The sequence below is a fragment of the Nocardia sp. 852002-20019_SCH5090214 genome (genome assembly GCF_001665865.1).
Taxonomy (GTDB): domain Bacteria; phylum Actinomycetota; class Actinomycetes; order Mycobacteriales; family Mycobacteriaceae; genus Nocardia; species Nocardia nova.
Window position 1 is genome coordinate 1 of sequence record NZ_LZMK01000062.1, and the last position, 23,946, is coordinate 23,946.

Genomic DNA, 23,946 nt, shown 5'->3' on the forward strand with positions numbered 1-23,946 from the left:
TACATATCCGGTGTCCTCCCGGATGCACCACTGGCGATCTGCCGTGCGCGCGCTGGCCGCGCCGGTGCGGATCGCGATCGTGCTGCAACTGCGGGAATCGCCCCGCTGTGTGCACGAGCTGGTCGACACGCTGGGCGTCACACAGCCCCTGGTCAGCCAGCATCTGCGCATTCTGAAGTCCGCGGGCGTGGTGCGCGGTGAACGCACCGGCCGTGAGGTGATCTACGAACTGGTCGACGACCATCTGGCACGCATCGTCGTCGACGCCGTCGCACACGCCGAGGAAGGATGACCGTGCCGGAGAAGACGGGCACCGCCGAGAAGACTGTCGGAATTCGCAGCACCCGCCAGCGCAGTGCGATCACCGCCCTGCTGGGCGATATCGAGGAATTCCGTTCGGCCCAGGAGCTGCACGACGAACTACGCCGCCGCGGTGAGGGCATCGGCCTGACCACCGTGTATCGCACCCTGCAGTCGCTCGCCGACGCCGGCAAGGTCGACGTATTGCGCACGGACACAGGCGAATCCGTGTACCGGCAGTGCTCCAAGGGCCACCATCACCACCTGGTCTGCCGCCAGTGCGGACGCACCGTCGAGGTGGAGGGTCCCACCGTGGAGGCCTGGGCCGCGGCCATCGCGGGCGAGCACGGCTTCACCGACATCAGCCACACCATGGAGGTGTTCGGCACCTGCCGCGACTGCGCCCACATCGGGCGCTGATCCGGTCGCCCCGCCGGTCAGGGCACCAGACCCTGGCGGGCGCGGCCCGCGCCGGAGAGGACCAGCAGCAGCATCGTCGCCAGCGCGTCGTCGTCGAGGCCCGCCGCGGGGAAGGTGTAGCGCAGCAGCACGTCGGCCAGTTTTTCGTGGGCGATGATGGTCAGCGAGCCGAACTGCAGCGCGTTGTTGCGATCGGCTACCCGCTTGTGCAGTTGCGGCTTCAAGGGACGATCCCAGGCGAGGACGCAGGTCAGCGTGAGAACGTCCAGGCCGGGCGCCAGTGTGACGCCGCGCAGCGAGCACAGCGCGCCCTCGAATTCGAACCCGAGGGCGCCGCCGTCCTCCTCCCGCACGGCGACATCGCATTTCCGCAGGCAGGCGGCGGCTTGGGCCTGCAATTCCCGGGCGACGGTCAGATCGTTGCTCACTTCACGCCACCGAACCGGCGATCGCGCTTGGCGTACTCCACACAGGCCTCCCACAGGTCGCGGCGGTCGAAGTCGGGGAACAGGGTGTGCTGGAAGACGAATTCCGCATAGGCGGACTGCCAGATCAGAAAGTTCGAGCTGCGCAGCTCACCGGATGGCCGCAGGAACAGATCCACATCCGGCATATCCGGTTCGTCGAGATACTTCGCGAAGGTCGATTCGGTGATCTTCTCCGGATCCAGCTGTCCGGCCGCGACCTTCCGCGCGATTTCCCGTGCCGCGTCGGCGATTTCGGCGCGGCCGCCGTAGTTGACGCACATGGTCAGCGTCATCACGGTGTTGTCCTTGGTGAGCTCCTCGGCGATCTCCAACTCCTTGATCACGCTGCGCCACAGGCGCGGGCGGCGGCCCGCCCAGCGCACCCGCACCCCCATTTCGTGCATCTCGTCGCGGCGGCGCCGGATCACGTCGCGGTTGAAGCCCATCAGGAACTTGACCTCGTCCGGGCTGCGCCGCCAGTTCTCGGTCGAAAAGGCATAGGCGGAAAGCCATTTCACGCCGATCTCGATACACCCCTCGACGGTGTCCATCAGCACCGCCTCGCCGCGCTCGTGCCCGGCGGTGCGCGGCAGCCCGCGATCCTGCGCCCACCGGCCGTTGCCGTCCATCACCAGCGCCACATGCCTGGGCACGAACTCCGGCGGCAGCGCGGGCGGAGTGGCGCCCGACGGGTGCGGTGACGGCGGACGAATCGTGCGGGTGGTCTGGGAGCGGTTACCGATCACGCCACCTATCCTGCATCACCGCGCATCGCACGTGACCGGGGCCGTGGGAAATCAGCGCTTGACGCCGACCGCGGCCCAGATGCCGAACGCCTCGTCGGCCCACGCGAGCCGCTCCTCCGGGATGTAGAAGTCCGGATTCGGCTGCCAGCGGTGCATCGGAACCACGCCGGGCTCGACGATCTCCAGTCCGTCGAAGAAGCGGGTGACCTCGGCCTTGTTGCGCAGGGCGACCTTCATTCCGGCCTGGGCGTAGACCGCCGCCACCTTCGCGAGCCGTTCCGGATTCACATCGCTGGAGGCGTGGGTGATGCTGAGGTACGACCCGGGCGCGAACGCGTCCATATAGGTGCGCACGATGTCGTAGGCGCCCTCCTCGTCGGTGACGAAATGCATGATGGCGGCCAGGTTGAGCGCCACCGGCCGGGACAGATCGATCACCGCGCGGAACGCCTCGGAGCCGAGGATCACGTCCGGATCGCGCACATCGGAGGGAATGTATTCGGTGCGCCCCTCCTCCGAGCCGATCATCAGCGCGCGGGCATGCGCCAGCACCAGGGGGTCGTGGTCGACGTACACCACGCGACAGTGCGGGTCGACCGCCTGCACGGCGTTGTGCAGATTCGGTTCGGTCGGAATTCCGGTACCGATGTCGAGGAATTGCCGCACGCCGTTGCGCGCCGCGAAACGCGCTGCCCGATGGACGAATTCGCGATTGGCGCGCGCCGCCTGCGCGGTCTCGGGAAATACCTCCATCACCTTCGACGCGGCCTCGCGATCGGCCGGATAGTTGTCCTTGCCGCCGAGGTAGTAGTCGTACATCCGCGCCGAATGCGCCTTCTCCGTATCGAACTCGACCAGTTCGTGAGACATCGAAGCTTTCTCCGTAAGGTTGGGTGGGACCTTCGAGTGAAGTTACCTCGTCCGAGCCGCACGTAGGGCCCGCATTCCGGGAAACCTCTTGACCTGGAGTGCGCTCCAGGGCATAGCGTTCTCTCCGGGAAGTCAGTCACTGACGAGGAGAACTCCATGGAGCTCGGGTTTCACATTCCTATCTTCGATATCGACGGCGGCACCCCCGCGATCGCGGGTGAGCTGGCGCGAGTGGGGCAGGCCGCGGAGGCGGCGGGCGCCACCTGGTTGTCGTTCATGGATCACTACTTCCAGATCGAGCCGACCGGCCTACCGGCCGAGGCGAACATGCTGGAGGGATACACCACGCTGGGATACCTTGCGGCACATACCAGCTCGATCGACCTCGGGCTGCTGGTCACCGGCGTGACCTATCGGCATCCGGGTCTGCTCGCCAAGATCGTCACCACCCTCGACGTGCTGTCGGGCGGCCGGGCCACGCTGGGTATCGGCGCCGCCTGGTTCGAGCGGGAGCATCGCGGGCTCGGCGTCGAGTTCCCGCCGCTGGCCGAACGGTTCGAGCGGCTGGAGGAGACGCTGCGGATCTGCGCGCAGATGTGGGATCCGGACAACAACGGGCCGTTCGAGGGCAAGTACTACCAGCTGGCCGAGACGCTGTGCTCACCGCAGCCGATCCATCGCCCGAACGTGCTGATCGGTGGCGGCGGCGAGAAGAAGACGCTGCGATTGGTCGCACAGTACGGCGACGCCTGCAATCTGTTCGGCACGTCGCCGGAGGATGTCGCCCACAAGCTGGACGTGCTGCGCCGCCACTGCGACGATGTCGGCCGCGATTTCGACACCATCCGCACCACGATCATGGCCAACAATCCGCGCCCGAATCCGGACGTTCGCGACGAATTCGTCCGCAGCATGGCCGATTACGCGAAATTGGGCATCGACGCGGTGCTGATCACCCCGACCACGAGCTCGCCCGCGGCATGGATCGAGGGCATGGCGCCGGCGGTCCCGCAGCTGGCCGACCTCGGGTAGGCGGCCGGGTTATCCCACCCGTGAGGCCGGCGGCTCCGCCGCCTCGTGCGGACGAGAGCGCTCGATCAACGGCAAGGTCCGCAGCTGCCGTTCCAGATGCCACTGCAAATGGGCGGCGGTGAGCCCGCTGGCCTGGCGGCGGACGGACTCGGCGACCGCGTCGAGTCCGGTCCAGTCCCCGCGATTGAGCGCACTCATCAATTCCAGGACTCCGACCGAGGGCGTGGCCGAGCCGGGCGGGCGGCAGTGGACGCAGACCGCTCCCCCGGCGGCCACATGGAAGGCGCGGTGCGGGCCGGGGGTCGCGCACCGGGCACATTCGTCGAGGGCGGGCGCCCAGCCCGCGAAACCCATGGCGCGCAACAGGAATGCGTCGAGGATCAGTTCGTGCGGGCGCCGGCCGGCGGCGATCGCGCGCAGGGCGCCGGCGGTCAGAGTGTGCAGGCGGGGGGCGGGGGCGCGCTCCTCGCCGGCGAGGCGTTCGGCGGTTTCCAGCACCGCGCAGGCGGTGGTGTAGCGACCGTAGTCGGCGACGATATCGGCGGCGAACGCCTCCACGGTATGCACCTGTGTCACGGTGTCGAGGTCGCGTCCGGGATACAGCTGCACGTCGATATAGGCGAACGGTTCCAGCCGGGCGCCGAACTTCGACCGGGTGCGGCGCACACCCTTCGCCACCGCCCGGACCAGCCCGTGCTGACGGGTGAGCAGAGTGACGATGCGATCGGCCTCACCCAGTTTGTGCTGGCGCAGCACAATCGCCTGGTCCCGATACAACAACACGCTGACAGTCTCCCACGCCGCTCCGACGTGCCCGCGCCCCCACGCCACTCGGCCGCCGATCGCGCGACGCTTTCCGACGTCACACCCGCGACTCACACGCTGCGCGGCAGCCCCTCCGCGTACAGCTGCGCGATGCGCGGGGCGTGAATCGTGCGCAGCAGCAACGTGGTCCAGCCGGTGCGAATCGGATCGATCGCGCCCCGGTCGGCCTCGACGAGCATGCGTTCGGACCCCTGCAGTTCCATGGTGACGGCGGGATGGCCCAGCCAGACGTCGACCAACGCCTCCCGATTCCCCCAGATGACCAGGCGTTTTCTGCTCATCCCGATGGTCCCGCCGACGATATTCTCCCAACTGGAAGAACCGTAGTGCAGTGGTGTCCGATAATTGCGTCTGGCCAGCGATCCACTCACCGGGCCGAATACGACGATCCCTTCCGATTCCAGATCCGAACGCACTTGCGGCGGCAGCTCTTTCGAGCCGAACGCCCGGGACATCCACTTCACGCCAGGATCGTAGGCCCGTCTCACAATGTGCGTGCGCACACAGTTCGCGCGCTCCTGCGGAAATACCGGAAACGCACATCACAATTCGACTACGGCCGACCTGGGACTCCGATATGGACGGGTGAACAGCTTCGCGCCGGGTTTCGCGCGCGCCCCCGAGATGGAGATCACAGATGATGACGTCATCGATCGGAGCCGCACCGGTCGGACCGATCCCTCGTGGGAACGACGATCAGAATCCCAGCTTGCGCAGCTGTTTGGGGTCGCGCTGCCAGTCCTTGGCGACCTTCACGTGCAGATGCAGATAGATCCGGGTGCCCAGAATGTGCTCGATCTGCTTGCGCGCCGCGGTGCCGACCTCTTTGAGCCGGGCGCCGCGCTTGCCGATGATGATCGCCTTCTGACTCGGCCGCTCCACGTACAGCAGGGCATGCACGTCGAGCATGTCCTCGTGTTCCTCGCGCGGCATGATCTCCTCGATCACCACCGCCAGCGAATGCGGCAGTTCGTCGCGCACACCCTCCAGCGCCGCCTCGCGAATGAGTTCGGCCATCAGGGTTTCCTCGGGCTCGTCGGTCAGCTCCCCGTCGGGGTAGAACGCCGGGCCCTCCGGCATCTTGGAGGCGATCACATCGACGAGCAGTTCGACCTGCTCACCCTTGGCCGCCGACACCGGAACCACCTCGGCCTCGGGGCCCAGCAGTTGCGAGACCGCGAGCAGTTGCTCGGCGACCTGCGGCTTGTCGACCTTGTCGATCTTGGTGACCACGCCGAGCAGCGTCGTCTTCGGCGCCATCTGCTTGACCTGCTGGACGATCCAGCGGTCACCCGGGCCGATCTTCTCGTCGGCCGGAATGCACAGCGCGATCACGTCGACCTCGGAGTAGGTGTCGCGCACCAGATCATTGAGGCGCTGCCCCAGCAGGGTGCGCGGCCGGTGCAGTCCGGGAGTGTCGACCAGGATCAGCTGGGCGTGGTCGCGGTGGACGATGCCGCGGATGGTGTGGCGGGTGGTCTGCGGCCGCGAAGACGTGATCGCGATCTTCTGGCCGACCACGGCGTTGGTGAGCGTGGATTTGCCGGTGTTGGGCCGGCCCACGAAACACACGAAGCCGGAACGGAATTCGCCCTCGCCGGGCTGCTGGACGCTCATCGCGCCGACTCGGTTCCGGCGGCGACGGTGCGGTAGCCGGCGCCCTTGCGATCGGTGACGATGACGACCGCCGACGCGCTCACCTCACGCACCGCGGCCACGCCTGGATCGGAATCCTGACCACCGACCAGCACCGCCGCCTCGAACCCCTCCGCACCGCTGGAGATCGCGGCCGCGACCGCCGCCTGCAGCGCGGACAGCGACAGCGCGTTCAGCTCCACCGTGCCCGCGGCGTAGGTGCGGCCGTCGGTATCGCGGATCGCCGCGCCCGCCACCCCGCCGGTGCGTCCCATCGCGCCGCGCGCCAGCACCAGCAGTTTGCCGTCCTCGGCGTTCAAATCGGCGGTGTTCACATCGGCGGTTTCACCCTCGGTCATCGCCATCTCCGTTCTCGTATCTCGACGTCTCTTCCCGCCCCTGACGGTCGCCGCGCACAGCATCCGCGAGCGCGCCCGACATTTCGTCCGGTTCCTCCGCGCGGCGCGCGACGACGGTGTGCACCCGCACCCGGCCGCGGGTATCGGCGCCGCCCTCCCCCTGCAGCAGCAGCCCGTGCACGACGACCTCCGATCCCGGCAGCGGCACCCGGCCCAGCGTGTGCGCCAGCAGGCCGCCGACGGTGTCGACGTCCTCCTCCTCGATCTCCAGGCCGAACAGCTCGCCCAGATCCTCGACCGGCAGCCGGGTGGAGACGCGGTAGACGCCCTCGCCCAACTCCTCCACCGGCGCGATCTCGTCGGTGTCGTATTCGTCGGCGATCTCACCGACGATCTCCTCGAGCACATCCTCGATGGTGACCAGCCCGGCGATTCCGCCGTATTCGTCGACCAGCAGCGCCATATGGTTACGGCGACGCTGCATCTCGTCGAGCAAGGCGTCGAGCGGTTTCGAATCGGGCACGAACACGGCCGGCCGCATCACCGCCCGCACCTGCACGCTGCGGCCCCGATCCGCATACGGCACAAGATCTTTCAGATAGACCACGCCGAGGATGTCGTCGACGTTCTCACCGATCACGGGAATGCGCGAGTGCCCGGACCGCACGGCCAGCGACATCGCCTGCGCCACCGCCTTGTCCGCCTCGATCCACACCATCTCGGTGCGCGGCACCATCACCGCGCGGGCCGCGGTGTCGCCGAGTTCGAACACCGACTGGATCATGCGGCGTTCCTCGGAGTCGACCACACCGCTCTGCTGCGCCATATCGACGATTTCACGCAGTTCCACTTCGGAAGCGAAGGGGCCGTTGCGAAATCCGCGACCGGGGGTGATGGCGTTACCGATCATGATCAGCAACCGGCTCACCGGTCCGAGCAGCGCCCCGATCGCCTGCAGCGGCAGCGCGGCCGCCAGCGAGATCGAATACGCGTGCTGGCGGCCCAGGGTGCGCGGGCCGACACCGATGACGACATAGTCGACCACGACCATGATCACCGCGGTCACGGCCAGCGCCCACCCCCAGCTGAGCACCTCGCTCAGCGCGGCGGCCAGCAGGACCGTCGCCGCGATCTCACAGGTCAGCCGCAGCAACACCATGAGGTTCACATAGCGCGGCCGGTCGATCGTGATCCGGGCCAGCCGGCGGGCGCCCGGACGGTCGGCGCGGACCAGATCGTCGACCCGCGCCGGCGAAACGGTCATCAACGCGGAATCGATCGCCGCGAAGACACCGCCGACCGGCACCAGCAGAATCGCCAGCAACAGTGGGATCAGCCAGTTCACGCTCTGCCCTCGGCCGCATGAGCTCGGGCCTGCGTGGTGACGCTGCGCTGCCGCCTCCGGCCCCGACCGCTCATGCGGGGTCCAAGGGGTCGCCCGGGGCTGTGAAACCGGTCTTCCCCAGCAGGCGGCGGTCGCGTTCGGCCAGTTCGGCGCGGCGGGCGGCCTCGCGCAGGCTTTCGTACCATTCGGCGAGCAGGCGGTTCTGCAGGCCGAACATCACCTTCTCCTCTTCCGGCTCGGCGTGGTCGTAGCCGAGCAGATGCAGCACCCCGTGGACGGTGAGCAGCGCCAGTTCGTGGTCGAGGGAATGGCCGGCCTTACCGGCCTGGGCGGCGGCGAATTCCGGGCAGAGCACGATGTCGCCGAGCATCGAGGGGCCCGGTTCGGCGCCGTCGGGACGGCCACCGGGTTCGAGTTCGTCCATCGGGAACGACATCACGTCGGTGGGACCCGGCAGGTCCATCCACCGCATGTGCAGGTCGGCCATGGTGTCGAGATCGACGAGCACCATCGACAATTCGGCCGCCGGATGCACGTCCATCCGCTCGATCGCGAACCGCGCGACGCTGACCAGATCCGGTTCCGATACGTCGATGCCCGACTCGTTGGCGATCTCGATACTCACCCTGCCAGCCTAATGGGGGCCGCGCATGGCCTCACCACCACACCAGCGGCGAGCCGCTCGGGCGACTCAGCGGCGAGCCGCTCCGATGGCTCAGCGGCGAGCCGCCTTGTCCGCCGCGCGGCGCTGGGCTCGGTTGCCGCCCGGGTAGTGCCGCGCCACCTGCGGCCGGGCGTCGGACTCGTAGCGGTCGTAGGCGTCGACGATGTCCGAGACCAGCCGGTGGCGTACCACGTCGCTGGAGGTGAGCTCCGCGAAATGGATGTCGTCGATATCGGTGAGGATGTCGCTGACCACCCGCAGCCCGGATCGGGTGCCGCCCGGCAGGTCGACCTGGGTGACGTCGCCGGTGACGACGATCTTCGAGCCGAAACCGAGCCGGGTCAGGAACATCTTCATCTGTTCCGGCGTGGTGTTCTGCGCCTCGTCCAGGATGATGAACGAGTCGTTGAGACTGCGTCCGCGCATATACGCCAGCGGCGCGACCTCGATCACTCCGGACGCCATCAGCTTCGGAATCGCCTCGGGGTCCATCATGTCGTGCAGGGCGTCGTAGAGCGGACGCAGATACGGGTCGATCTTCTCGTTCAGCGTGCCCGGCAGAAATCCCAGCCGCTCCCCTGCCTCCACCGCCGGACGGGTGAGGATGATGCGGGTGACCTGCTTGCTCTGCAGCGCCTGCACGGCCTTGGCGACCGCCAGATAGGTCTTACCGGTACCGGCCGGGCCGATGCCGAAGACGATCGTGTGCTCGTCGATGGCGTCGACATAGCGCTTCTGGTTCAGCGTCTTCGGGCGGATGGTCTTGCCGCGCCGGGCGATGATGTCCAGACTCAGCACCTCGGCCGGGGAATCGGAGGATCCCTCGGTCAGCATGGACACCGTATGCCGGACCGCTTCCGGGGTGACGACGCGATTGTGCGCGGTCAACGCCACGAGCTGCTCGACCACCCGCTCGGCCAGCGCCACGTCGGCGGCCTTACCGGTGAGGGTGACCGAATTCCCGCGCACGTGGATGTCGGCATCGAGCAGACCTTCGAGTTCACGCAGGTTCGCATCGGCGGAACCGAGGAATCCGAATACGGACTCCGGGGCCAGTTCGATGCTGGACCGCACCGTCCGGGCCGCTGGACCCGAACCGTTACCATTGCCGGGGGCGCCGGCTCCGATGCCGGTCGTGGGTGTTGTCGGGTCGCCGATATCGCCTGATGTTCGCAAAAGGGGCTATGGCCTGCTTTCCGGTCTCGAACGGATCCTCTCCTTTCCTCAAAGTCTATCGCGCGGCACCGACACCGCCCACTTATTTGATCTCCAGCCCCAGCTCAGAGGCCGCTCACCCGGAAGATGAGCGGTCGTCACCGTTCGTTCACCGCCCGCTCCCGCGCGACCATTCGACGGCGAACTCGCGAAAGGTGCGCACCGCATCGCCCGGCACCGCGTCCGCCGACCAGATCAATCCGACCGCGCGGGCGGCACCCGGATCCGTCAGCGGAACCAGCACCGGCCCGGGCTGCGGCCCCCGCACCGCGGGCTCCTCCAACGGCAGCAGCGCCACTCCGAGTCCCGCCGCCACGAGACCCGACACGGTCACCAGATCACTGGACTCCAGCGCGATCCGTGGCCGGAAATCCGCTGCGGCACAGAGCTCGTCGAGAATTCTGCGCATCCCGTAGCCGGTGGGCATGGCGATGAATTCGGCCTCCGCGGCCTCCGCCAGCCGAATCTGCCGCCGGCCCGCCAGCCGATGATCGACCGGAACCCCGAGGGCGAGGCGCTGCCGGAACAGCGTGCGCCAGCCCAGCCCGGGCAGCGCCGGTTCGGGCGAGGTCAGACCGAGATCCGCCGTACCGTCGAGCACCTCGGCGGCCACCACGTTGGCAGGTCCCTGATCGAGCCGGAACGTGATCCGCCCCGACACGCGCCGGAAGCCGGCGATCAGCTCCGGCACGACCCGCCCGCCGAAGGAATGGACGAACGCCAGCCGCACCGACCCCCGGGCCGGATTCGCCAGATCCGCGAGCGCCCGGCTCGCGGCGTCCAGTTCGGCCTGGGCGCGGCGGGCGTGTTCGTAGAAGATGCGCCCGGATTCGTTGAGCGTCAGCCGCTTACCGTGCCGATCGAACAACTGCGTGCCGAGTCGCTGTTCCAGCCGGGCGAGCATGCGCGACAGCGTGGGCTGGGCCAGATGCAGCCGATCGGCCGCCGCACCCACGCGTTCGAGTTCGGCGAGGGTCAGAAACCAGTGCAAATCGTCACTCGCCATCGGCAGGCTCCCCGCGCTCAGCTCAACTAATGCCGCAATTGCATCAACTTACCGATCATTATGCATTTCCTTTTCCAGCCGTGTGGAGCCACGGTGGAGGCATGACCAGCGCGACCGTGACCACCGCTCCCGTCCGGACGGCCGAGGACGCGCGGCGCGAGCGGCGGATCACCCTCGCGCTGTTCGCGGCCGGCCTCACCACCTTCGGGTCGATGTACAGCGCGCAGGCGCTGCTGCCGAGCCTGTCGACGGCCTTCGGCGCCACGCCCGCGCACGCCGCACTGGCGGTATCGCTGACGACGGGTCTGCTGGCGGTGGCGATCGTGCCGGTGAGCGTGCTGTCGGGGCGGTACGGCCGCACCCGGGTGATGATCGCGTCCGCGGTGGCGACCAGCGTCATCGGTCTGCTGTTGCCCTTCAGCCCGAATCTGGACCTGATGCTGGCGGGGCGGGCCGTGCAGGGCATCGCCGTGGCCGGCGTGCCCGCGGTCGCGATGGCGTATCTCGCCGAGGAGATCGGTTCGGCCGGATTGGGCACCGCGATGGGCATCTACGTCTCGGGCACCACCATCGGCGGTCTGGCCGGCCGGCTGATTCCCGCCTTCACCTTGGAGGTGGCGTCCTGGCGTTGGGGCGCAGCGATTTTCGCGGTGGGCGCCGCGCTGTGCACGGTGTGGTTCGTGCGGATGCTGCCACCCTCCCGATACTTCGTCGCGCGGCCCCTCGGCGTCGGCGCGCTGCTCGGCGACCTCGCCACGCATCTGCGCAACCGCGCGCTGCTGCCGCTGTTCGGGTTGGCCTTCCTGCTGATGGGCGGATTCGTCTCGGTGTACAACTTCCTGGGCTACCGGCTCATCCAGTCGCCGTTCGGTTTGTCCGCGGCCACCGCGGGTGCGGTCTTCCTGATGTATCTGTCGGGCACGGTCTCGTCCACCGCGGCGGGCCGGTTCGCCGATCGGCTCGGCCGTTTCCCGGTGGTGGCGATCTCTCTCGCGACGATGAGTATCGGCCTGCTGCTGACCATTCCGGATCATCTGGCGATCCTGTTGCCGGGTCTGCTGTTGTTCACCGCGGGCTTCTTCGGCGCGCACGCCGTGGCCAGCGCGTGGGTCGGTGCCACGGCGACAGGCAATCGCGCGGCCGCGTCCTCGCTGTACCTGTTCGCCTATTACGTCGGCAGTTCGATCGTCGGCGCGTTGGCCGGGCTGGCCTACAGCTGGCACGGGTGGGCCGGATTGGCGCTGTACGTGGGAGTGCTGATCGTCGTGGCGGCGGGTCTGGTGGCTTGCCTCGGATTGCGGTTGCGAGCCGAGAGCTTCCGGTCCCGGCCCACCGCCGGCCCGTCCGAGATCGGAACTTCTGGCCCCGCCTGACGACCGCGCCGCACCGTCGGGCGCGGATGCCGGCCGGATCCGGGACCTACCAGCGCGGAGTCAAAGCCCCCAGCGCACCGAGCGCGACCGCCGCGGCGGTGGAGGTGCGCAACACCGTCGGCCCCAGGAGCGCGACGGTGGCGCCCGCTGCGCTGAGCGCACCCAATTCCGAGTCGTCCAGACCGCCTTCGGGGCCCACGATCAGCACGATCGGCGCGGTCTGCGGGAACGCCAGCTCGGCGAATCGCGCCGTCGCGGATTCGTGCAGCGCGATCGCTATGCCGTTGTCCGCGAGGGTTTTCCGGACCAGCTCGGCCACATCCGCGGTGCGATGCAGATCGGCGACCTCGGGGATGTAGGCCCGCCGCGACTGCCGGGCCGCCGTCCGGGCCGCCGCACGCCACTTGTCGACGCCCTTGCGCGCCTTGGCTTCCCAGTTCGCGACACACCGGGCGGCCTGCCACGGGACGATCGCGTCGGCGCCCGCCTCGGTCATCAATTCGACCGCGAGTTCGGAACGATCCGATTTGGGCAGTGCCTGCACGACCGTCACCGCCGGCGACACGGGCGGGGCGACCGCGCGGTCGAGCACCTTCAGATCCAGGCGATCCCGCCCGGTGGCCACGACCTCGGATTCGGCGAGCAGTCCCGCACCGTCGGAGAGCGTGATCGGCTCGCCGACCCGGATGCGGCGCACGGTCGCGGCGTGCCGGCCCTCGGGACCGTCGAGCACCGCGACCGCGCCGACCGGCGGTATCTCGTCGAGATAGAAAACCGTTGCGGCCACGGCGTTTTCAGCGACCGCTGAAGGAGGCCCGCAACCGTGCGAACAATCCGCTGTTGTGTTCGGATTGGGCCGAGAGCACCTCGGTGTGTTCGCCGTTGCGCATCGCCTGGTACTTGCGCAGCAGGTCGAACTGCTTGTTGTCCAGTTTGGTCGGGATCACGATGTCCAGGTGCGCGACCAGATCACCGCGCGCACTGGAACGCAGCTTGGGCATGCCGTGGGCGCGCAGCACCGACACCTCACCCGGCTGGGTGCCCGGCGGAATGGTCAGTTCGGTGGGCCCGTCCAGGATGGTGTCGATGACCACCGTGGTGCCGAGCGCGGCATCGACCATCGGTACCCGGATCGTGCAGTGCAGATCGTCGCCGTCGCGGACGAAGGTGTCGTGCGGCTGCTCCACGATCTCGACGTACAGATCACCGGCCGGTCCGCCGCCTGGGCCGATCTCGCCCTGTGCGGCCAGCCGCACCCGCATGCCGTTGGCCACACCCGCCGGAATCGGCGCGGCGATCTCGCGGCGGGCACGCACCCGGCCGTCGCCACCGCATTTGCGGCAGGGGTCGGGAATGGTCTCGCCCGTACCGCGACAGGTCGGGCACGGCCGGGACGTCATCACCTGTCCCAGGAAGGACCGCTGCACGGTCTGCACCTCACCCGCGCCGCCACAGGTTTCACAGCGCACCGGCTTGGAATTGCCGTTGGTGCCCGAGCCCTGACACAGATCACAGAGCACCGCGGTGTCGACGGTGAGGTGTTTGGTGACACCGACCGCGCATTCGGCCAGCGACAACCGGGTCCGCAGCAGCGAATCCGCGCCCGGCTGCACCCGGCCGCGCGGTTTGCGCGAACTGGTGGCGTTCATACCGCCGAAGAAGGCCTCGAACACATCGCCCAGACCACCGAAACCGGCGCCGGAGAAGCCGCCGCCCGCGCCCGCCGATTCCATCGGGTCGCCGCCCATATCGACGATGCGGCGCTTCTCGGGGTCGGTGAGGACCTCGTAAGCGGTGGATACCTCGCGGAACCGCTCCTGCGCGTCCGGATCCGGGTTGACGTCGGGGTGCAGTTCCCGGGCCAGCTTGCGGTAGGCGCGTTTGATCTCCTGGTCGGACGCGTTGCGCCCGACGCCGAGGATTCCGTAGTAGTCCCGTGCCACTTGAGTCTCTAGTCCTGTTCCGAATGGGTGTCGTCCAGCATCCCTGCTCACGGCCGATGCTGCCATGTTCACTGTGGCCGACCGGCGAACCAGGTTGCCGACCGGCGCGGATCCCGGTTACCGGGGCGGGCTCATCGTTCCGCGAGCACCTCACCGATATAACGGGCGACCGCGGCGACCGAGGCGATCGTGCCGGGGTAGTCCATCCGGGTCGGGCCGACCACTCCCATACCTCCCAGCACGGTACCCGGCATACCGTACCCGGTGGATACCACCGAGGTGCCGCGCATCTGCTCGACGCGGGTCTCCTCGCCGATCTGCACCGTCACCGTGCCGGGCTGCTGCGCGGCGGCCAGAAGTTTCAACACCACCACCTGCTCCTCGAGCGCCTCGAGCACGGCACGCAGCGAACCCGGGAAACCGAAATCGCCGGCATTGCGGGTCAGGTTGGCCGTGCCGCCCAGCACCAGCCGCTCCTCCGGATGCTCCACCAGGGTTTCGACCAGAACGGTCGACACCCGGACCAGAACGTCGCGTAGCCGGGCGGGGGCGTTCTCCGGCAACGCCGCGACGGCGCTCGAGGCAGCGGACAGACGCTTACCGTCCATCGCCTTGCCGAGCATGCCGCGCAGTGCGGCGAGATCCTCCTCGTCGATCACCGCACCCAGATCGACGAGCCGCTGATCGACCCGCCCGGTATCGGTGATCACGACCAGCAGCAGCCGGGCCGGATTGAGCGCCACGACCTCCAGGTGACGCACGGTCGACGCCGAGACCGTCGGGTACTGCACCATCGCGACCTGCCGGGTCAGCTGCGCCAGCAGCCGCACCCCGCGTCGCAGGACGTCGTCGAGATCGACGCCGCTTTCCAGGAATTCCATGATCGCGCGGCGCTCGGCATTGGACAGCGGCTTGACCTCGGCGATGTTGTCCACGAACTGGCGATAGCCCTTGTCGGTCGGGATGCGACCGGAGCTCGTGTGCGGCTGAGTGATGTATCCCTCGGCCTCGAGGACCGCCATGTCATTGCGCACGGTTGCGCTGGAGACGCCCAGATTGTGCTTGTCCACCAGCGTTTTCGACCCGATCGGCTCCTTGGTCGCGATGTAGTCCGCGACGATCGCGCGCAGGACCTCCAGCCGCCGCTTCTCGGTGCTCGACATCGGCCCCACCTCCTCGTTCGCCTTCGGGGTCCACGCGGCCGCACACGGGCAGCATCGACCACGCGGATTCCCGGTTGATCCGACACCAGTTTAGTTCCTGTGCTCACGAGTTCCCGCGTGTGAGGTCGCACAGTGATGCCGGGCCGGCTCCGGGGACCCGGTCGCGCAGCGGAACGGAGGTGGAGCCACGGAAGGCGCGGGCGAAGATGTCCGTCTTGCGCCCGCGGCGCGAACTCAGTCCGATTCGGCGACGAGTTTGCCTGCCGCCGCATCCAATCCGAGCATCGTCAGCAGCGACTGGCAGTCGTCGACTCCGGTCGAATGACTGGCCACCGCCCGCGCGGCGAGCGCGCCGCGCCGTGCGGCCTCGGCCTTCTCTGCGGCACGCGTTTCGGCGAACTCGCTCTGCTCGTGGACAAGTGTGATGTGGCGTGCCTGTGACATGGATCTCCTCAAGTTGCCTCGAACCCTACGCTGTCCGGACTCCCGCCCGGGCCGCAGCGCCGAATTCGGGGCGAAATAGACCGATTCACCGGGCCGCTACCGACCGACAGCCGGTCAGCCCAGCAGATCGCGGACCACTCCGTCGGCGAGCAGACGCCCACGGTCGGTCAACACCAACCGATCACGGTCGACAACGGCCAGTCCGTCGGCGACCACACGCTCACATGCCGCGCGGCCGTCGGCATCCAATTCCTCGACCGGGAGTCCGGAGCGCAGGCGTACGCCGAGCATCACGCGCTCGGTGTACCGCTCCGCGTCGGTCAGCGCCTCCCAGCCCGCGGCGGGCAGTCCGGCGCGGGCCGCGACGCGCTCGGCGTAGCGGCCCGGATGCTTCACGTTCCACCAGCGCACGCCGCCGAGGTGGCTGTGCGCGCCGGGGCCGGCGCCGAGCCAGTCGCCGCCGTCCCAGTAGCCGAGGTTGTGCCGGCAGCGCGCGGAAGACGTTGTGGCCCAGTTGGATACCTCGTACCAGCCGAATCCCGCGGCGGCAAGGCGGGCGTCGATGCGTTCGTAGCGGGCGGCGAGGGTGTCTTCGTCGGGGGCGGGGAGTTCGCCGCGGCGGACCTTGCGGGCCATGGCGGTGCCGTCCTCGACGATCAGGGAGTAGGCGGAGACGTGGTCGACGCCGGCGGAGAGGACCGCGTCCAGGCTGGCGTCGAGGTCGGCGTCGGATTCACCGGGCGTGCCGTAGATGAGGTCGAGGTTGACGTGGTCGAAACCGGCTGCCCGGGCCTCGCGGGCGGCCGCTACGGCACGTCCGGGGGTGTGGGTGCGGTCGAGAATGCGCAGAACGTGGCTCGCGGCCGATTGCATGCCGAGGGAGACGCGGGTGTAGCCGGCGGTTCGGATGCGCTCGAAGAACTGCGGGGAGGTGGACTCCGGATTCGATTCCGTGGTCACCTCCGCATCGGCGGCGAGGGAGAACTCGGCACGGATGGCGTCGAGGACATCGGCCAGGCCGTCGCCGCCCAGCAGCGACGGGGTGCCGCCGCCGACGAAGACCGTCGACACCGGCGGTTGCGCGCTCGGCAGTTCCGCGAAAGCCGCTGCCGCGGTGGCCAATTCGCCACGCAGGGCGTCGAGCCACGACTCCGGCGAGGCGGAGGAACCCAGCTCGCCCGCCGTATACGTGTTGAAATCGCAGTAGCCGCAGCGCGTCGCGCAGAACGGGACGTGCACGTAGATCCCGAACGGCCCGCCGCCGAAATCGCGCAGCGTCGGCGCGGCGGTGGTGTGTTCGGGAGCGGGTGCGGTCACCCCACCAGTGTGCCCGGTGCGGCGCAGTGACCGGCGGCACACCGGCTAGTCGATCGCTTCCGGCGCCGGTAGCCCGCGAGTTCGGTGCGAACGGGCGTATTTTCCGGGAGTGGTGCCGACGATGTCGGCGAACGCCGCGATGAAGCCGCTCGGATTCGCCCACCCGCAGGCGTGCGCGACATATGTCGCGTCGTGCCCCTCGGCGAGCAGGACGAGCGCGTGCGAGATGCGCAGTTGGGTGCGCCACTCGTAGAAGGTCATGCCGAGCTCGTCGTGGAACAGCCGGCTCAGCGTTCGCGCTCCCGCGCCGACCCTGCGCCCGAGTTCGGCCAGCGCGGTGTTGTCGCCGGGGTCGTCGTACAGAATCCGCGCGAGGGCTCGCAACCGGTCGTCGCGGGGTTGCGGCAGTTGCAGCGGCTGCTCGTGCGCTTCCCGCAGTTCGTCGACGAGCACGCGATGCAGCCGGGCGCGCGCACCGCGGTCGTGGTCGCGGGGCCCGGTGAGAGTGAGGAACACCTCGCGGGCCAGATCGGTGGCCCTGAATACCGCGGGGCGGTCCGGTAGCAGCCGGGCCGGTGCCACCGGGAGAAAGACGATCCGCATGTCGGTTCGCCCGTGGGCGCGGTGCTGGTGCGTGAATCCGGCTGGGGTCCAGCCGATTCGGCTGGCCGGCACGATCGACGTCCCGCGTTCGGTGTGCACCGAGAGCACCCCGCGGGCGGCGTACACCAGATGCCCGCGCGCATGCGCGTGGACCGAACTCGACGCTCCCGGCGCCCACTGGTGAACGCCCCCGGACGGCCACAGCCGCGACGTAGAAGCCGTCGCGGCAGGTTGGCGGCGAACGGGCATGAATCGGCATTCTATCGGTGGTCGGCCGCCCCGGTCGCCCACGACAGTGAACGCATGAGTGAGACGACGATGCGTGCGGCGCGCTGGCGGCCTCGGGCGTCCTGTCCGGGGTGCGGCAGCGCGCGGCGCGGCTGCTGATTCGGGGCGGGACCTCGTCGGTGGGCATGGCGGCGATCGCCATCGCGGCAGCCGAGGGTATCGAGACCGCGGCCACGACCCGGCAGCCCGCGAAGGTGGACGCGCTCATCGCCGCCGTGGTCGCGGCCCACCGCCGGATGCAGAACGACGAGGCGACCGGAAAGCTCGTCATCGTGCCCTAGCCGACCCGTCGGCGTCCCGCGGGAAGGCCCCTGCGGCATCGCCATCGGCGAATCCGCTTGATCTATGACGCATCTCACAAATTAGGACGGCCGTCCAGGGAATTTCCCGCTTTTTTGCGGAGAATATGACCCACCGGTCGGAAAGACCCACCTGACATGGCACAATAACTTCCATGACCGGACTTGGAGTACGACTCGTGGCGCGCCGCCATGTCGACTTCAAGCGCGTCTGCAGCGCCAGTTGTCTGCCGGATCGCCTCCGGTAGCTCGGCCTCCCCTCTCCCCGGTTCCCGGCATCCGTCGCGATGCCCATCGGTCCGATTCGCTGAACTCCGAAGGCGCGAGCCAGCCCCTCCCGCCTGCCGCAAGGCCTGATCCATCTTCTTCAGGAGCGACCCTATGACGTCGAGTACCGACGCCGGTCCCAGCCCCGAGTCCGTTCGCGCGGATCGTGAACGCCTCGCCCGTGAGCGTCGTGCCCGGCCCCGCCCGGAGGCTTCCGGCCCGCGCGAACGCACCGGCAAGCCGGTCCGCCGCAAGTCCGAGGGCCAGTGGGCCCTCGGTTACCGGGAACCGCTGAACGCGAACGAGCAGAGCAAGAAGGACGACAATCCGCTCAACGTCCGTGCGCGCATCGAGAACATCTACGCCAAGGGCGGATTCGACTCGATCGACAAGAGCGATCTGCGCGGCCGCTTCCGCTGGTGGGGCCTCTACACCCAGCGTGAGCAGGGCTACGACGGCACCTGGACCGGTGACGAGAACATCGACCTGCTCGAGGCCAAGTACTTCATGATGCGCATCCGCTGCGACGGCGGCGCGCTCAACGTCGAGCAGGTGCGCACCCTCGGCCAGATCTCCACCGAGTTCGCCCGGGACACCGCCGATCTGTCCGACCGCGAGAACCTGCAGTACCACTGGATCGAGATCGAGAACGTCCCGGAGATCTGGCGGCGCATCGAGGCGGTCGGATTGCAGACCACCGAGGCCTGCGGCGACTGCCCGCGCGTGGTCCTCGGCTCCCCCCTGGCCGGTGAGTCGCTGGACGAGGTCGTCGACGGCAGCTGGGCGGTCGAGGAGATCACCCGGCGCTACATCGGCAAGAAGGAGTACTCGAACCTCCCCCGCAAGTTCAAGACGGCGATCTCCGGCCAGCAGGATGTGGTCCACGAGATCAACGACGTGGCGTTCGTCGGCGTCGAACATCCCGAGCACGGCCCCGGTTTCGACCTGTGGGTCGGCGGCGGCCTGTCCACCAACCCCATGCTCGCGCAGCGAGTCGGTGCGTGGGTGCCGCTGGAGGAGGTGCCGGATGTGTGGGAAGCCGTCGTCTCGCTGTTCCGTGACTACGGTTACCGCCGGCTGCGGACCAAGGCGCGGTTGAAGTTCCTCATCAAGGACTGGGGCATCGAGAAATTCAGAGAAGTTCTCGAGGAGAAGTACCTGCAGCGCAAGCTCATCGACGGCCCCGCGCCCGAGAAGCCGGCCCGGCCCATCGACCATGTGGGCGTGCAGCGGCTGCGCAACGGCCTCAACGCGATCGGCTTCTCCCCGATCGCCGGCCGTGTCTCGGGCACGATCCTGACCCAGGTCGCCGACGCCGTCGAACGGGTCGGCGCGGACCGGATCCGGTTCACTCCGTACCAGAAGGTCGTCGTACTCGACGTCCCCGACGACAAGGTCGAGGAACTGATCGCCGAACTGGAGCCGCTGGGCCTGCAGGCCCGGCCGTCGGCCTGGCGGCGAAACCTGCTGGCCTGCAGTGGTATCGAGTTCTGCAAACTCTCGTTCGTGGAGACGCGCAAGCGTTCGCAGGTCCTGGCGCCCGAACTCGACCAGCGCCTGGCCGATATCAACGCCCAGTTGGACGTGCCGGTCACGATCAACATCAACGGCTGCCCCAACTCCTGCGGCCGTTCGCAGATCGCCGATATCGGTTTCAAGGGCCAGCTCGTCGACGACGGCGACGGGAATCAGGTGGAGGGCTATCAGGTTCACCTCGGTGGCAGCCTCGGGCTCGACAGCGGCTTCGGCCGCAAGCTGCGCCAGCACAAGGTGACCAGCGAGGAGCTCGGCGACTACATCGAGCGTGTCGTCCGCAATTTCGTCAAGAACCGCAACGACGGTGAGCGGTTCGCGCAATGGGCTGTCCGCGCCGACGAGGCCGACCTTCGGTAACGGGAGATTCAGTATGGCAACCACTTTGGAAAAGCTGAGCGAAGCCGAGCTGCGCAGGATCGCCGAGGACGGCGCGGCGCAGCTGGGTCCGGACGCCTCGGCCACCGAGCTGCTGCAGTGGACCGAGGACACCTTCGGCTCGAGCTACATCGTCGCCTCGAATATGCAGGATGCGGTGCTGGTGCAACTGGCCGCGCAGGTGCGGCCCGGCGTCGAGGTGCTGTTCCTCGACACCGGCTACCACTTCGCCGAAACCATCGGCACCCGGGACGCGGTCGAAACCGTCTACGGCGTGAACATCCTCGACGTGCGGCCCGAACACACTGTCGCCGAACAGGATCAACTGCTGGGCAAGGATCTGTTCGCGCGCGATGCGGGTGAATGCTGCCGGCTGCGCAAGGTGGTGCCGCTGCAGAATTCGCTGGCCCCCTACAACGCGTGGGTGACCGGCATCCGGCGCGTGGAGGCCCCCACCCGGGCCAACGCCCCCCTGATCTCCTTCGACGAGGGCTTCGGCCTGGTGAAGATCAATCCGATCGCCGCCTGGTCCGACGACGAGATGGCCGCGTATATCGACCAGCACGGCATTCTCGTCAATCCGCTTGTCGAGGAGGGATATCCGTCCATCGGTTGCGCTCCGTGCACGCGGAAGCCGGAACCGGGATCCGATCCGCGAAGCGGCCGCTGGGCCGGCCTCGCCAAGACCGAATGCGGGTTGCACGCCTCATGACTTCAACGGTGACCGAGACACAATTCGATACCCTTGCCGCCCTCGAGAGCGAAGCCATCCACATTTTCCGTGAGGTGGCAGGCGAATTCGAGCGTCCGGTGATCCTGTTCTCCGGCGGGAAGGACTCCACGGTCCTGCTGCATCTGGCGCTCAAGGCCTTCTGGCCCGCGCCGCTGCCGTTCTCGCTGCTGCACGTGGACACCGGCCACAACCTCGACGAGGTGCTGGCCTTCCGCGACCACGTGGTCGAGAAGTACGGGCTGCGGCTGCACGTCGCCAGCGTCGAGGAGTATCTGGCCGACGGCCGGCTCACCGAGCGGCCCGACGGTATCCGCAACCCGCTGCAGACCGTGCCGCTGCTGGACGCCATCACCGAGAACCGCTTCGACGCGGTCTTCGGCGGCGGGCGGCGCGACGAGGAGCGGTCGCGGGCCAAGGAGCGGATCTTCTCGCTGCGCGACGCCTTCGGCCGCTGGGACCCGAAGCGGCAGCGCCCGGAACTGTGGAACCTGTACAACGGCCGGCACGCGCCCGGTGAGCACGTGCGGGTGTTCCCGCTGAGCAACTGGACCGAACTCGACATCTGGCGCTACATCGCGCGCGAGAACGTCGAACTCGCGACCATCTACTACGCGCACGAGCGGCCCGTGTACCAGCGCGACGGCATGTGGATGACCCCGGGCTCCTGGGGTGGTCCGCGCGAGGACGAGGAGCTGGTCGTCAAGTCGGTGCGGTACCGCACCGTCGGTGACGGATCCACCACCGGCGCAATACTTTCCGATGCCGCGACCAACGACGACATCCTCGCCGAGGTCGCCGCGTCGCGACTCACCGAACGTGGCGCGACCCGCGGCGACGACCGCGTCTCCGAGGCCGCCATGGAAGACCGCAAGCGAGAGGGTTACTTCTGATGAGCGAGTGGAGCTTGCGGAACGAGCAGACAACACAGCCCGACCTCCTCCGTCTCGCCACCGCCGGCAGTGTCGACGACGGCAAGTCCACACTGGTCGGACGCCTGCTCTACGACACGAAATCGGTACTGGCCGACCAGATCGACGCCGTCACCCGGGCCTCGGTCGACAAGGGCCTGGCCACCCCCGATCTCTCGCTGCTGGTCGACGGGCTGCGCGCCGAACGCGAACAGGGCATCACCATCGATGTGGCCTACCGGTACTTCGCGACGCCGAAGCGGTCCTTCGTGCTCGCCGACACCCCGGGCCATGTGCAGTACACCCGCAACACCGTCTCGGGCGCGTCGACGGCACAGTTGGTGATCCTGCTGGTCGATGCCCGCAAGGGCGTCATCGAGCAGACCCGGCGCCACGCCGCCGTGATGGCCCTGCTGGGTGTGCCGAAGCTGGTGCTGGCGGTGAACAAGATCGATCTCGTCGACGACGCGGAAGCGGTCTTCGCGCAGATCGTGGCCGAGTTCACCGAGCTCACGAGCAAACTCGGCTGGGCCGCCGAGGACATCGTGGAGATCCCGGTCTCGGCGCTGCACGGTGACAACATCGCGTCGCGCTCGGAGAACACCCCGTTCTACGACGGCCCCTCCCTGATCGAGCATCTGGAGTCGGTGCCGGTCGATGCCGACAGCACCGGCCGCCATCAGGTGGGCCTGCGCTTCCCGGTCCAGTACGTGATCCGCCCGCGGACCGCGGAGTACCCGGACTACCGCGGGTATGCCGGACAGGTCGCCGCGGGCGTGGTGTCGAAGGGTGACGAGGTCGTGGTGCTGCCCTCCGGCATCCGGACCACGGTCGAGCGCATCGACACCGCCGACGGCGAACTGCCCTCCGCCCAGCCCGGTCGCAGTGTGACCCTGCTGCTCACCGATGATGTCGACATCTCCCGCGGCGACACCATCGTCGCGGCGGCCGATGCGCCCGAACCGATCGATGCGTTCGACGCCACCGTCTGCTGGCTCGGCGACAAGCCGCTGCGGCCCGGCGCCCGCCTGCTGCTCAAGCACGGCACCCGGACCACGCAGGCCATCGTCGGCGCGTTGATCGAGCGGTTCGACGAGCAGAACCTGGCCGCCGATCCGAATCCGGAGTCGTTGGCGCTCAACGATATCGGCCGCATCTCGGTGCGCGTCGCAGAGCCGATCGCGGCCGACGACTATCGGGTCAACCGGTACACGGGCAGCTTCCTGCTCATCGACCCGGCGGGCGGTAACACGCTGGCCGCGGGCCTGGTGGGCGACGTACTGACCTCGGTCGAGGTCGGCAGCTGAGATGGGTTCGGCCGGTGGGATGTTCGTGAACGGCGAGCGGTCGCTCGCCGGTGTCACCACCGGCCGCGCCCCGGCATTGATCGCGGTCGGCGCCCGCGTGCAGCGCTCGGTCCCGCAGCGCCGCCACCAGTCGTTCGTCGGTTCCGAGCACATCGGCCTGCGTGATCCGCAGCAGCGGATGCCGACGGCGGGCAGCCGCGAGCATGCCGGGCAGATCCACCCGGGCGTGAAACGCGCTGCCCAGCAGCAACGGGACGACAACGGCCTCGGTATGTCCCTGTGCCGCAACGGCATCGATGACCTGTTCCACCGAAGGGGTGTTCAGGTCCAGGAATGCCAGGCGCACGTCGACATCCGGACGTTGTCCGGCGATCTCGGCGACCACGGCCGACATCGTCGCGGCGGACCGCGGATCACGGCTGCCGTGTGCGACCGCGATCAATGCCGGGGCGCGGCCGGTGGTGACACCGGCGAGCGACCGCTCGCCGTTCACGAACATCCCACCG

General features: G+C 68.4%; 27 protein-coding genes and 1 pseudogene. 10 read left to right on the forward strand and 18 right to left on the reverse strand.

Going from position 1 to position 23,946, the window contains the following annotated elements; translation table 11 throughout:
• Both A5780_RS06805 and A5780_RS06810 read left to right on the forward strand, forming a co-directional pair.
• A partial coding sequence (locus tag A5780_RS06805; protein ID WP_156769392.1) for a helix-turn-helix transcriptional regulator occupies nucleotides 1-292 on the forward strand: 292 nt, incomplete at its 5' end.
• On the forward strand, nucleotides 289-720 hold the full coding sequence (locus A5780_RS06810) for a Fur family transcriptional regulator (RefSeq protein ID WP_104364756.1): 432 nt from the start codon (nucleotides 289-291) through the stop codon (nucleotides 718-720). The genes A5780_RS06805 and A5780_RS06810, both read left to right, overlap by 4 nt.
• A 17-nt stretch (nucleotides 721-737) precedes the next feature.
• Here the strand turns inward: A5780_RS06810 and A5780_RS06815 are convergent, their stop codons facing one another.
• The 3 genes from A5780_RS06815 to A5780_RS06825 are packed head-to-tail and all read right to left on the reverse strand — an operon-like array spanning nucleotide 738 to nucleotide 2,803.
• Nucleotides 738-1,136, reverse strand: a complete 399-nt coding sequence (locus tag A5780_RS06815) for a hypothetical protein (protein ID WP_082857032.1) — start codon at nucleotides 1,134-1,136, stop codon at nucleotides 738-740.
• 8 nt (nucleotides 1,137-1,144) lie between these two features.
• Complete coding sequence (locus A5780_RS06820) at nucleotides 1,145-1,942, reverse strand: isoprenyl transferase (RefSeq protein WP_051755092.1); 798 nt, start codon at nucleotides 1,940-1,942, stop codon at nucleotides 1,145-1,147.
• Nucleotides 1,943-1,984: 42 nt separating this feature from the next.
• Nucleotides 1,985-2,803, reverse strand: a complete 819-nt coding sequence (locus A5780_RS06825; RefSeq protein WP_064908032.1) for an SAM-dependent methyltransferase — start codon at nucleotides 2,801-2,803, stop codon at nucleotides 1,985-1,987.
• 156 nt (nucleotides 2,804-2,959) lie between these two features.
• Here A5780_RS06825 and A5780_RS06830 point away from each other — a divergent pair, with 156 nt between their 5' ends.
• The gene (locus A5780_RS06830; RefSeq protein WP_030512865.1) at nucleotides 2,960-3,835 is read left to right on the forward strand and encodes an LLM class F420-dependent oxidoreductase; all 876 of its coding nucleotides are present in this window, start codon (nucleotides 2,960-2,962) and stop codon (nucleotides 3,833-3,835) included.
• A gap of 9 nt (nucleotides 3,836-3,844) precedes the next feature.
• On the opposite strand, the gene recO is transcribed toward A5780_RS06830, so the two are convergent.
• The 8 genes from recO to A5780_RS06870 form a co-directional block, all read right to left on the reverse strand.
• Nucleotides 3,845-4,618 (reverse strand): DNA repair protein RecO, encoded by a 774-nt coding sequence (gene recO, locus A5780_RS06835; RefSeq protein ID WP_064908033.1) that lies wholly within the window; start codon nucleotides 4,616-4,618, stop codon nucleotides 3,845-3,847.
• A gap of 92 nt (nucleotides 4,619-4,710) precedes the next feature.
• Nucleotides 4,711-5,124, reverse strand: a complete 414-nt coding sequence (locus A5780_RS06840) for a hypothetical protein (protein WP_146098627.1) — start codon at nucleotides 5,122-5,124, stop codon at nucleotides 4,711-4,713.
• A gap of 232 nt (nucleotides 5,125-5,356) precedes the next feature.
• Entirely contained in the window at nucleotides 5,357-6,277 is a 921-nt protein-coding gene (gene era / locus A5780_RS06845) for a GTPase Era (protein ID WP_064902709.1), read from the reverse strand.
• Nucleotides 6,274-6,654 carry a hypothetical protein gene (locus A5780_RS06850; protein WP_063014714.1) on the reverse strand — a complete coding sequence of 127 codons (381 nt, stop codon included), beginning with the start codon at nucleotides 6,652-6,654 and terminating at the stop codon, nucleotides 6,274-6,276. Before A5780_RS06850 ends, era begins: the two co-directional genes overlap by 4 nt.
• Nucleotides 6,641-7,999 (reverse strand): hemolysin family protein, encoded by a 1,359-nt coding sequence (locus A5780_RS06855; protein ID WP_064902708.1) that lies wholly within the window; start codon nucleotides 7,997-7,999, stop codon nucleotides 6,641-6,643. Before A5780_RS06855 ends, A5780_RS06850 begins: the two co-directional genes overlap by 14 nt.
• A 70-nt stretch (nucleotides 8,000-8,069) precedes the next feature.
• Nucleotides 8,070-8,624: an rRNA maturation RNase YbeY gene (ybeY, locus tag A5780_RS06860; protein WP_030512859.1), complete on the reverse strand. Its 555-nt coding sequence runs from the start codon at nucleotides 8,622-8,624 to the stop codon at nucleotides 8,070-8,072.
• A 90-nt stretch (nucleotides 8,625-8,714) separates the two neighbouring features.
• The gene (locus A5780_RS06865; RefSeq protein ID WP_063014712.1) at nucleotides 8,715-9,791 is read right to left on the reverse strand and encodes a PhoH family protein; all 1,077 of its coding nucleotides are present in this window, start codon (nucleotides 9,789-9,791) and stop codon (nucleotides 8,715-8,717) included.
• 196 nt (nucleotides 9,792-9,987) lie between these two features.
• Entirely contained in the window at nucleotides 9,988-10,884 is an 897-nt protein-coding gene (locus A5780_RS06870; protein ID WP_064908034.1) for a LysR family transcriptional regulator, read from the reverse strand.
• Between the two features lie 101 nt (nucleotides 10,885-10,985).
• Here A5780_RS06870 and A5780_RS06875 point away from each other — a divergent pair, with 101 nt between their 5' ends.
• Nucleotides 10,986-12,257, forward strand: a complete 1,272-nt coding sequence (locus A5780_RS06875) for an MFS transporter (RefSeq protein ID WP_064908037.1) — start codon at nucleotides 10,986-10,988, stop codon at nucleotides 12,255-12,257.
• Between the two features lie 46 nt (nucleotides 12,258-12,303).
• Here the strand turns inward: A5780_RS06875 and A5780_RS06880 are convergent, their stop codons facing one another.
• The 6 genes from A5780_RS06880 to A5780_RS06905 all read right to left on the reverse strand — a co-directional run bounded on the left by A5780_RS06880 (nucleotide 12,304) and on the right by A5780_RS06905 (nucleotide 17,976).
• Nucleotides 12,304-13,044 carry a 16S rRNA (uracil(1498)-N(3))-methyltransferase gene (locus tag A5780_RS06880; protein ID WP_064908035.1) on the reverse strand — a complete coding sequence of 247 codons (741 nt, stop codon included), beginning with the start codon at nucleotides 13,042-13,044 and terminating at the stop codon, nucleotides 12,304-12,306.
• A 7-nt stretch (nucleotides 13,045-13,051) separates the two neighbouring features.
• Nucleotides 13,052-14,200: a molecular chaperone DnaJ gene (gene dnaJ, locus A5780_RS06885; RefSeq protein ID WP_063014603.1), complete on the reverse strand. Its 1,149-nt coding sequence runs from the start codon at nucleotides 14,198-14,200 to the stop codon at nucleotides 13,052-13,054.
• 131 nt (nucleotides 14,201-14,331) lie between these two features.
• Entirely contained in the window at nucleotides 14,332-15,363 is a 1,032-nt protein-coding gene (gene hrcA / locus A5780_RS06890) for a heat-inducible transcriptional repressor HrcA (protein WP_063014601.1), read from the reverse strand.
• A 234-nt stretch (nucleotides 15,364-15,597) separates the two neighbouring features.
• Nucleotides 15,598-15,807, reverse strand: a complete 210-nt coding sequence (locus A5780_RS06895; protein WP_030512852.1) for a hypothetical protein — start codon at nucleotides 15,805-15,807, stop codon at nucleotides 15,598-15,600.
• Nucleotides 15,808-15,921: 114 nt separating this feature from the next.
• Complete coding sequence (gene hemW / locus A5780_RS06900) at nucleotides 15,922-17,124, reverse strand: radical SAM family heme chaperone HemW (protein ID WP_082976318.1); 1,203 nt, start codon at nucleotides 17,122-17,124, stop codon at nucleotides 15,922-15,924.
• Nucleotides 17,125-17,169: 45 nt separating this feature from the next.
• Nucleotides 17,170-17,976, reverse strand: a complete 807-nt coding sequence (locus A5780_RS06905; RefSeq protein WP_082940683.1) for a helix-turn-helix domain-containing protein — start codon at nucleotides 17,974-17,976, stop codon at nucleotides 17,170-17,172.
• A 110-nt stretch (nucleotides 17,977-18,086) separates the two neighbouring features.
• Here A5780_RS06905 and A5780_RS40690 point away from each other — a divergent pair, with 110 nt between their 5' ends.
• From A5780_RS40690 to A5780_RS06930, 6 genes are all read left to right on the forward strand, one after another.
• Nucleotides 18,087-18,296 (forward strand): hypothetical protein, encoded by a 210-nt coding sequence (locus tag A5780_RS40690; RefSeq protein WP_064902704.1) that lies wholly within the window; start codon nucleotides 18,087-18,089, stop codon nucleotides 18,294-18,296.
• Between the two features lie 173 nt (nucleotides 18,297-18,469).
• Nucleotides 18,470-18,562 carry an Ms4527A family Cys-rich leader peptide gene (locus tag A5780_RS42985; RefSeq protein ID WP_368854180.1) on the forward strand — a complete coding sequence of 31 codons (93 nt, stop codon included), beginning with the start codon at nucleotides 18,470-18,472 and terminating at the stop codon, nucleotides 18,560-18,562.
• Between the two features lie 133 nt (nucleotides 18,563-18,695).
• Complete coding sequence (locus A5780_RS06915; protein ID WP_030512848.1) at nucleotides 18,696-20,474, forward strand: nitrite/sulfite reductase; 1,779 nt, start codon at nucleotides 18,696-18,698, stop codon at nucleotides 20,472-20,474.
• A 13-nt stretch (nucleotides 20,475-20,487) separates the two neighbouring features.
• Nucleotides 20,488-21,204, forward strand: a complete 717-nt coding sequence (locus A5780_RS06920) for a phosphoadenylyl-sulfate reductase (protein WP_064902703.1) — start codon at nucleotides 20,488-20,490, stop codon at nucleotides 21,202-21,204.
• Nucleotides 21,183-22,115: a sulfate adenylyltransferase subunit CysD gene (gene cysD / locus A5780_RS06925; RefSeq protein ID WP_104364755.1), complete on the forward strand. Its 933-nt coding sequence runs from the start codon at nucleotides 21,183-21,185 to the stop codon at nucleotides 22,113-22,115. The genes A5780_RS06920 and cysD overlap by 22 nt, the downstream gene beginning before the upstream one ends.
• Complete coding sequence (locus A5780_RS06930; protein WP_064902702.1) at nucleotides 22,115-23,440, forward strand: sulfate adenylyltransferase subunit 1; 1,326 nt, start codon at nucleotides 22,115-22,117, stop codon at nucleotides 23,438-23,440. The genes cysD and A5780_RS06930 overlap by 1 nt, the downstream gene beginning before the upstream one ends.
• Nucleotides 23,441-23,480: 40 nt before the next feature.
• Here A5780_RS06930 and A5780_RS38915 read toward each other — a convergent pair.
• Nucleotides 23,481-23,939: pseudogene (locus tag A5780_RS38915) on the reverse strand (sirohydrochlorin chelatase); the annotation flags it as partial.
• Between the last annotated feature and the right edge of the window lie 7 nt (nucleotides 23,940-23,946).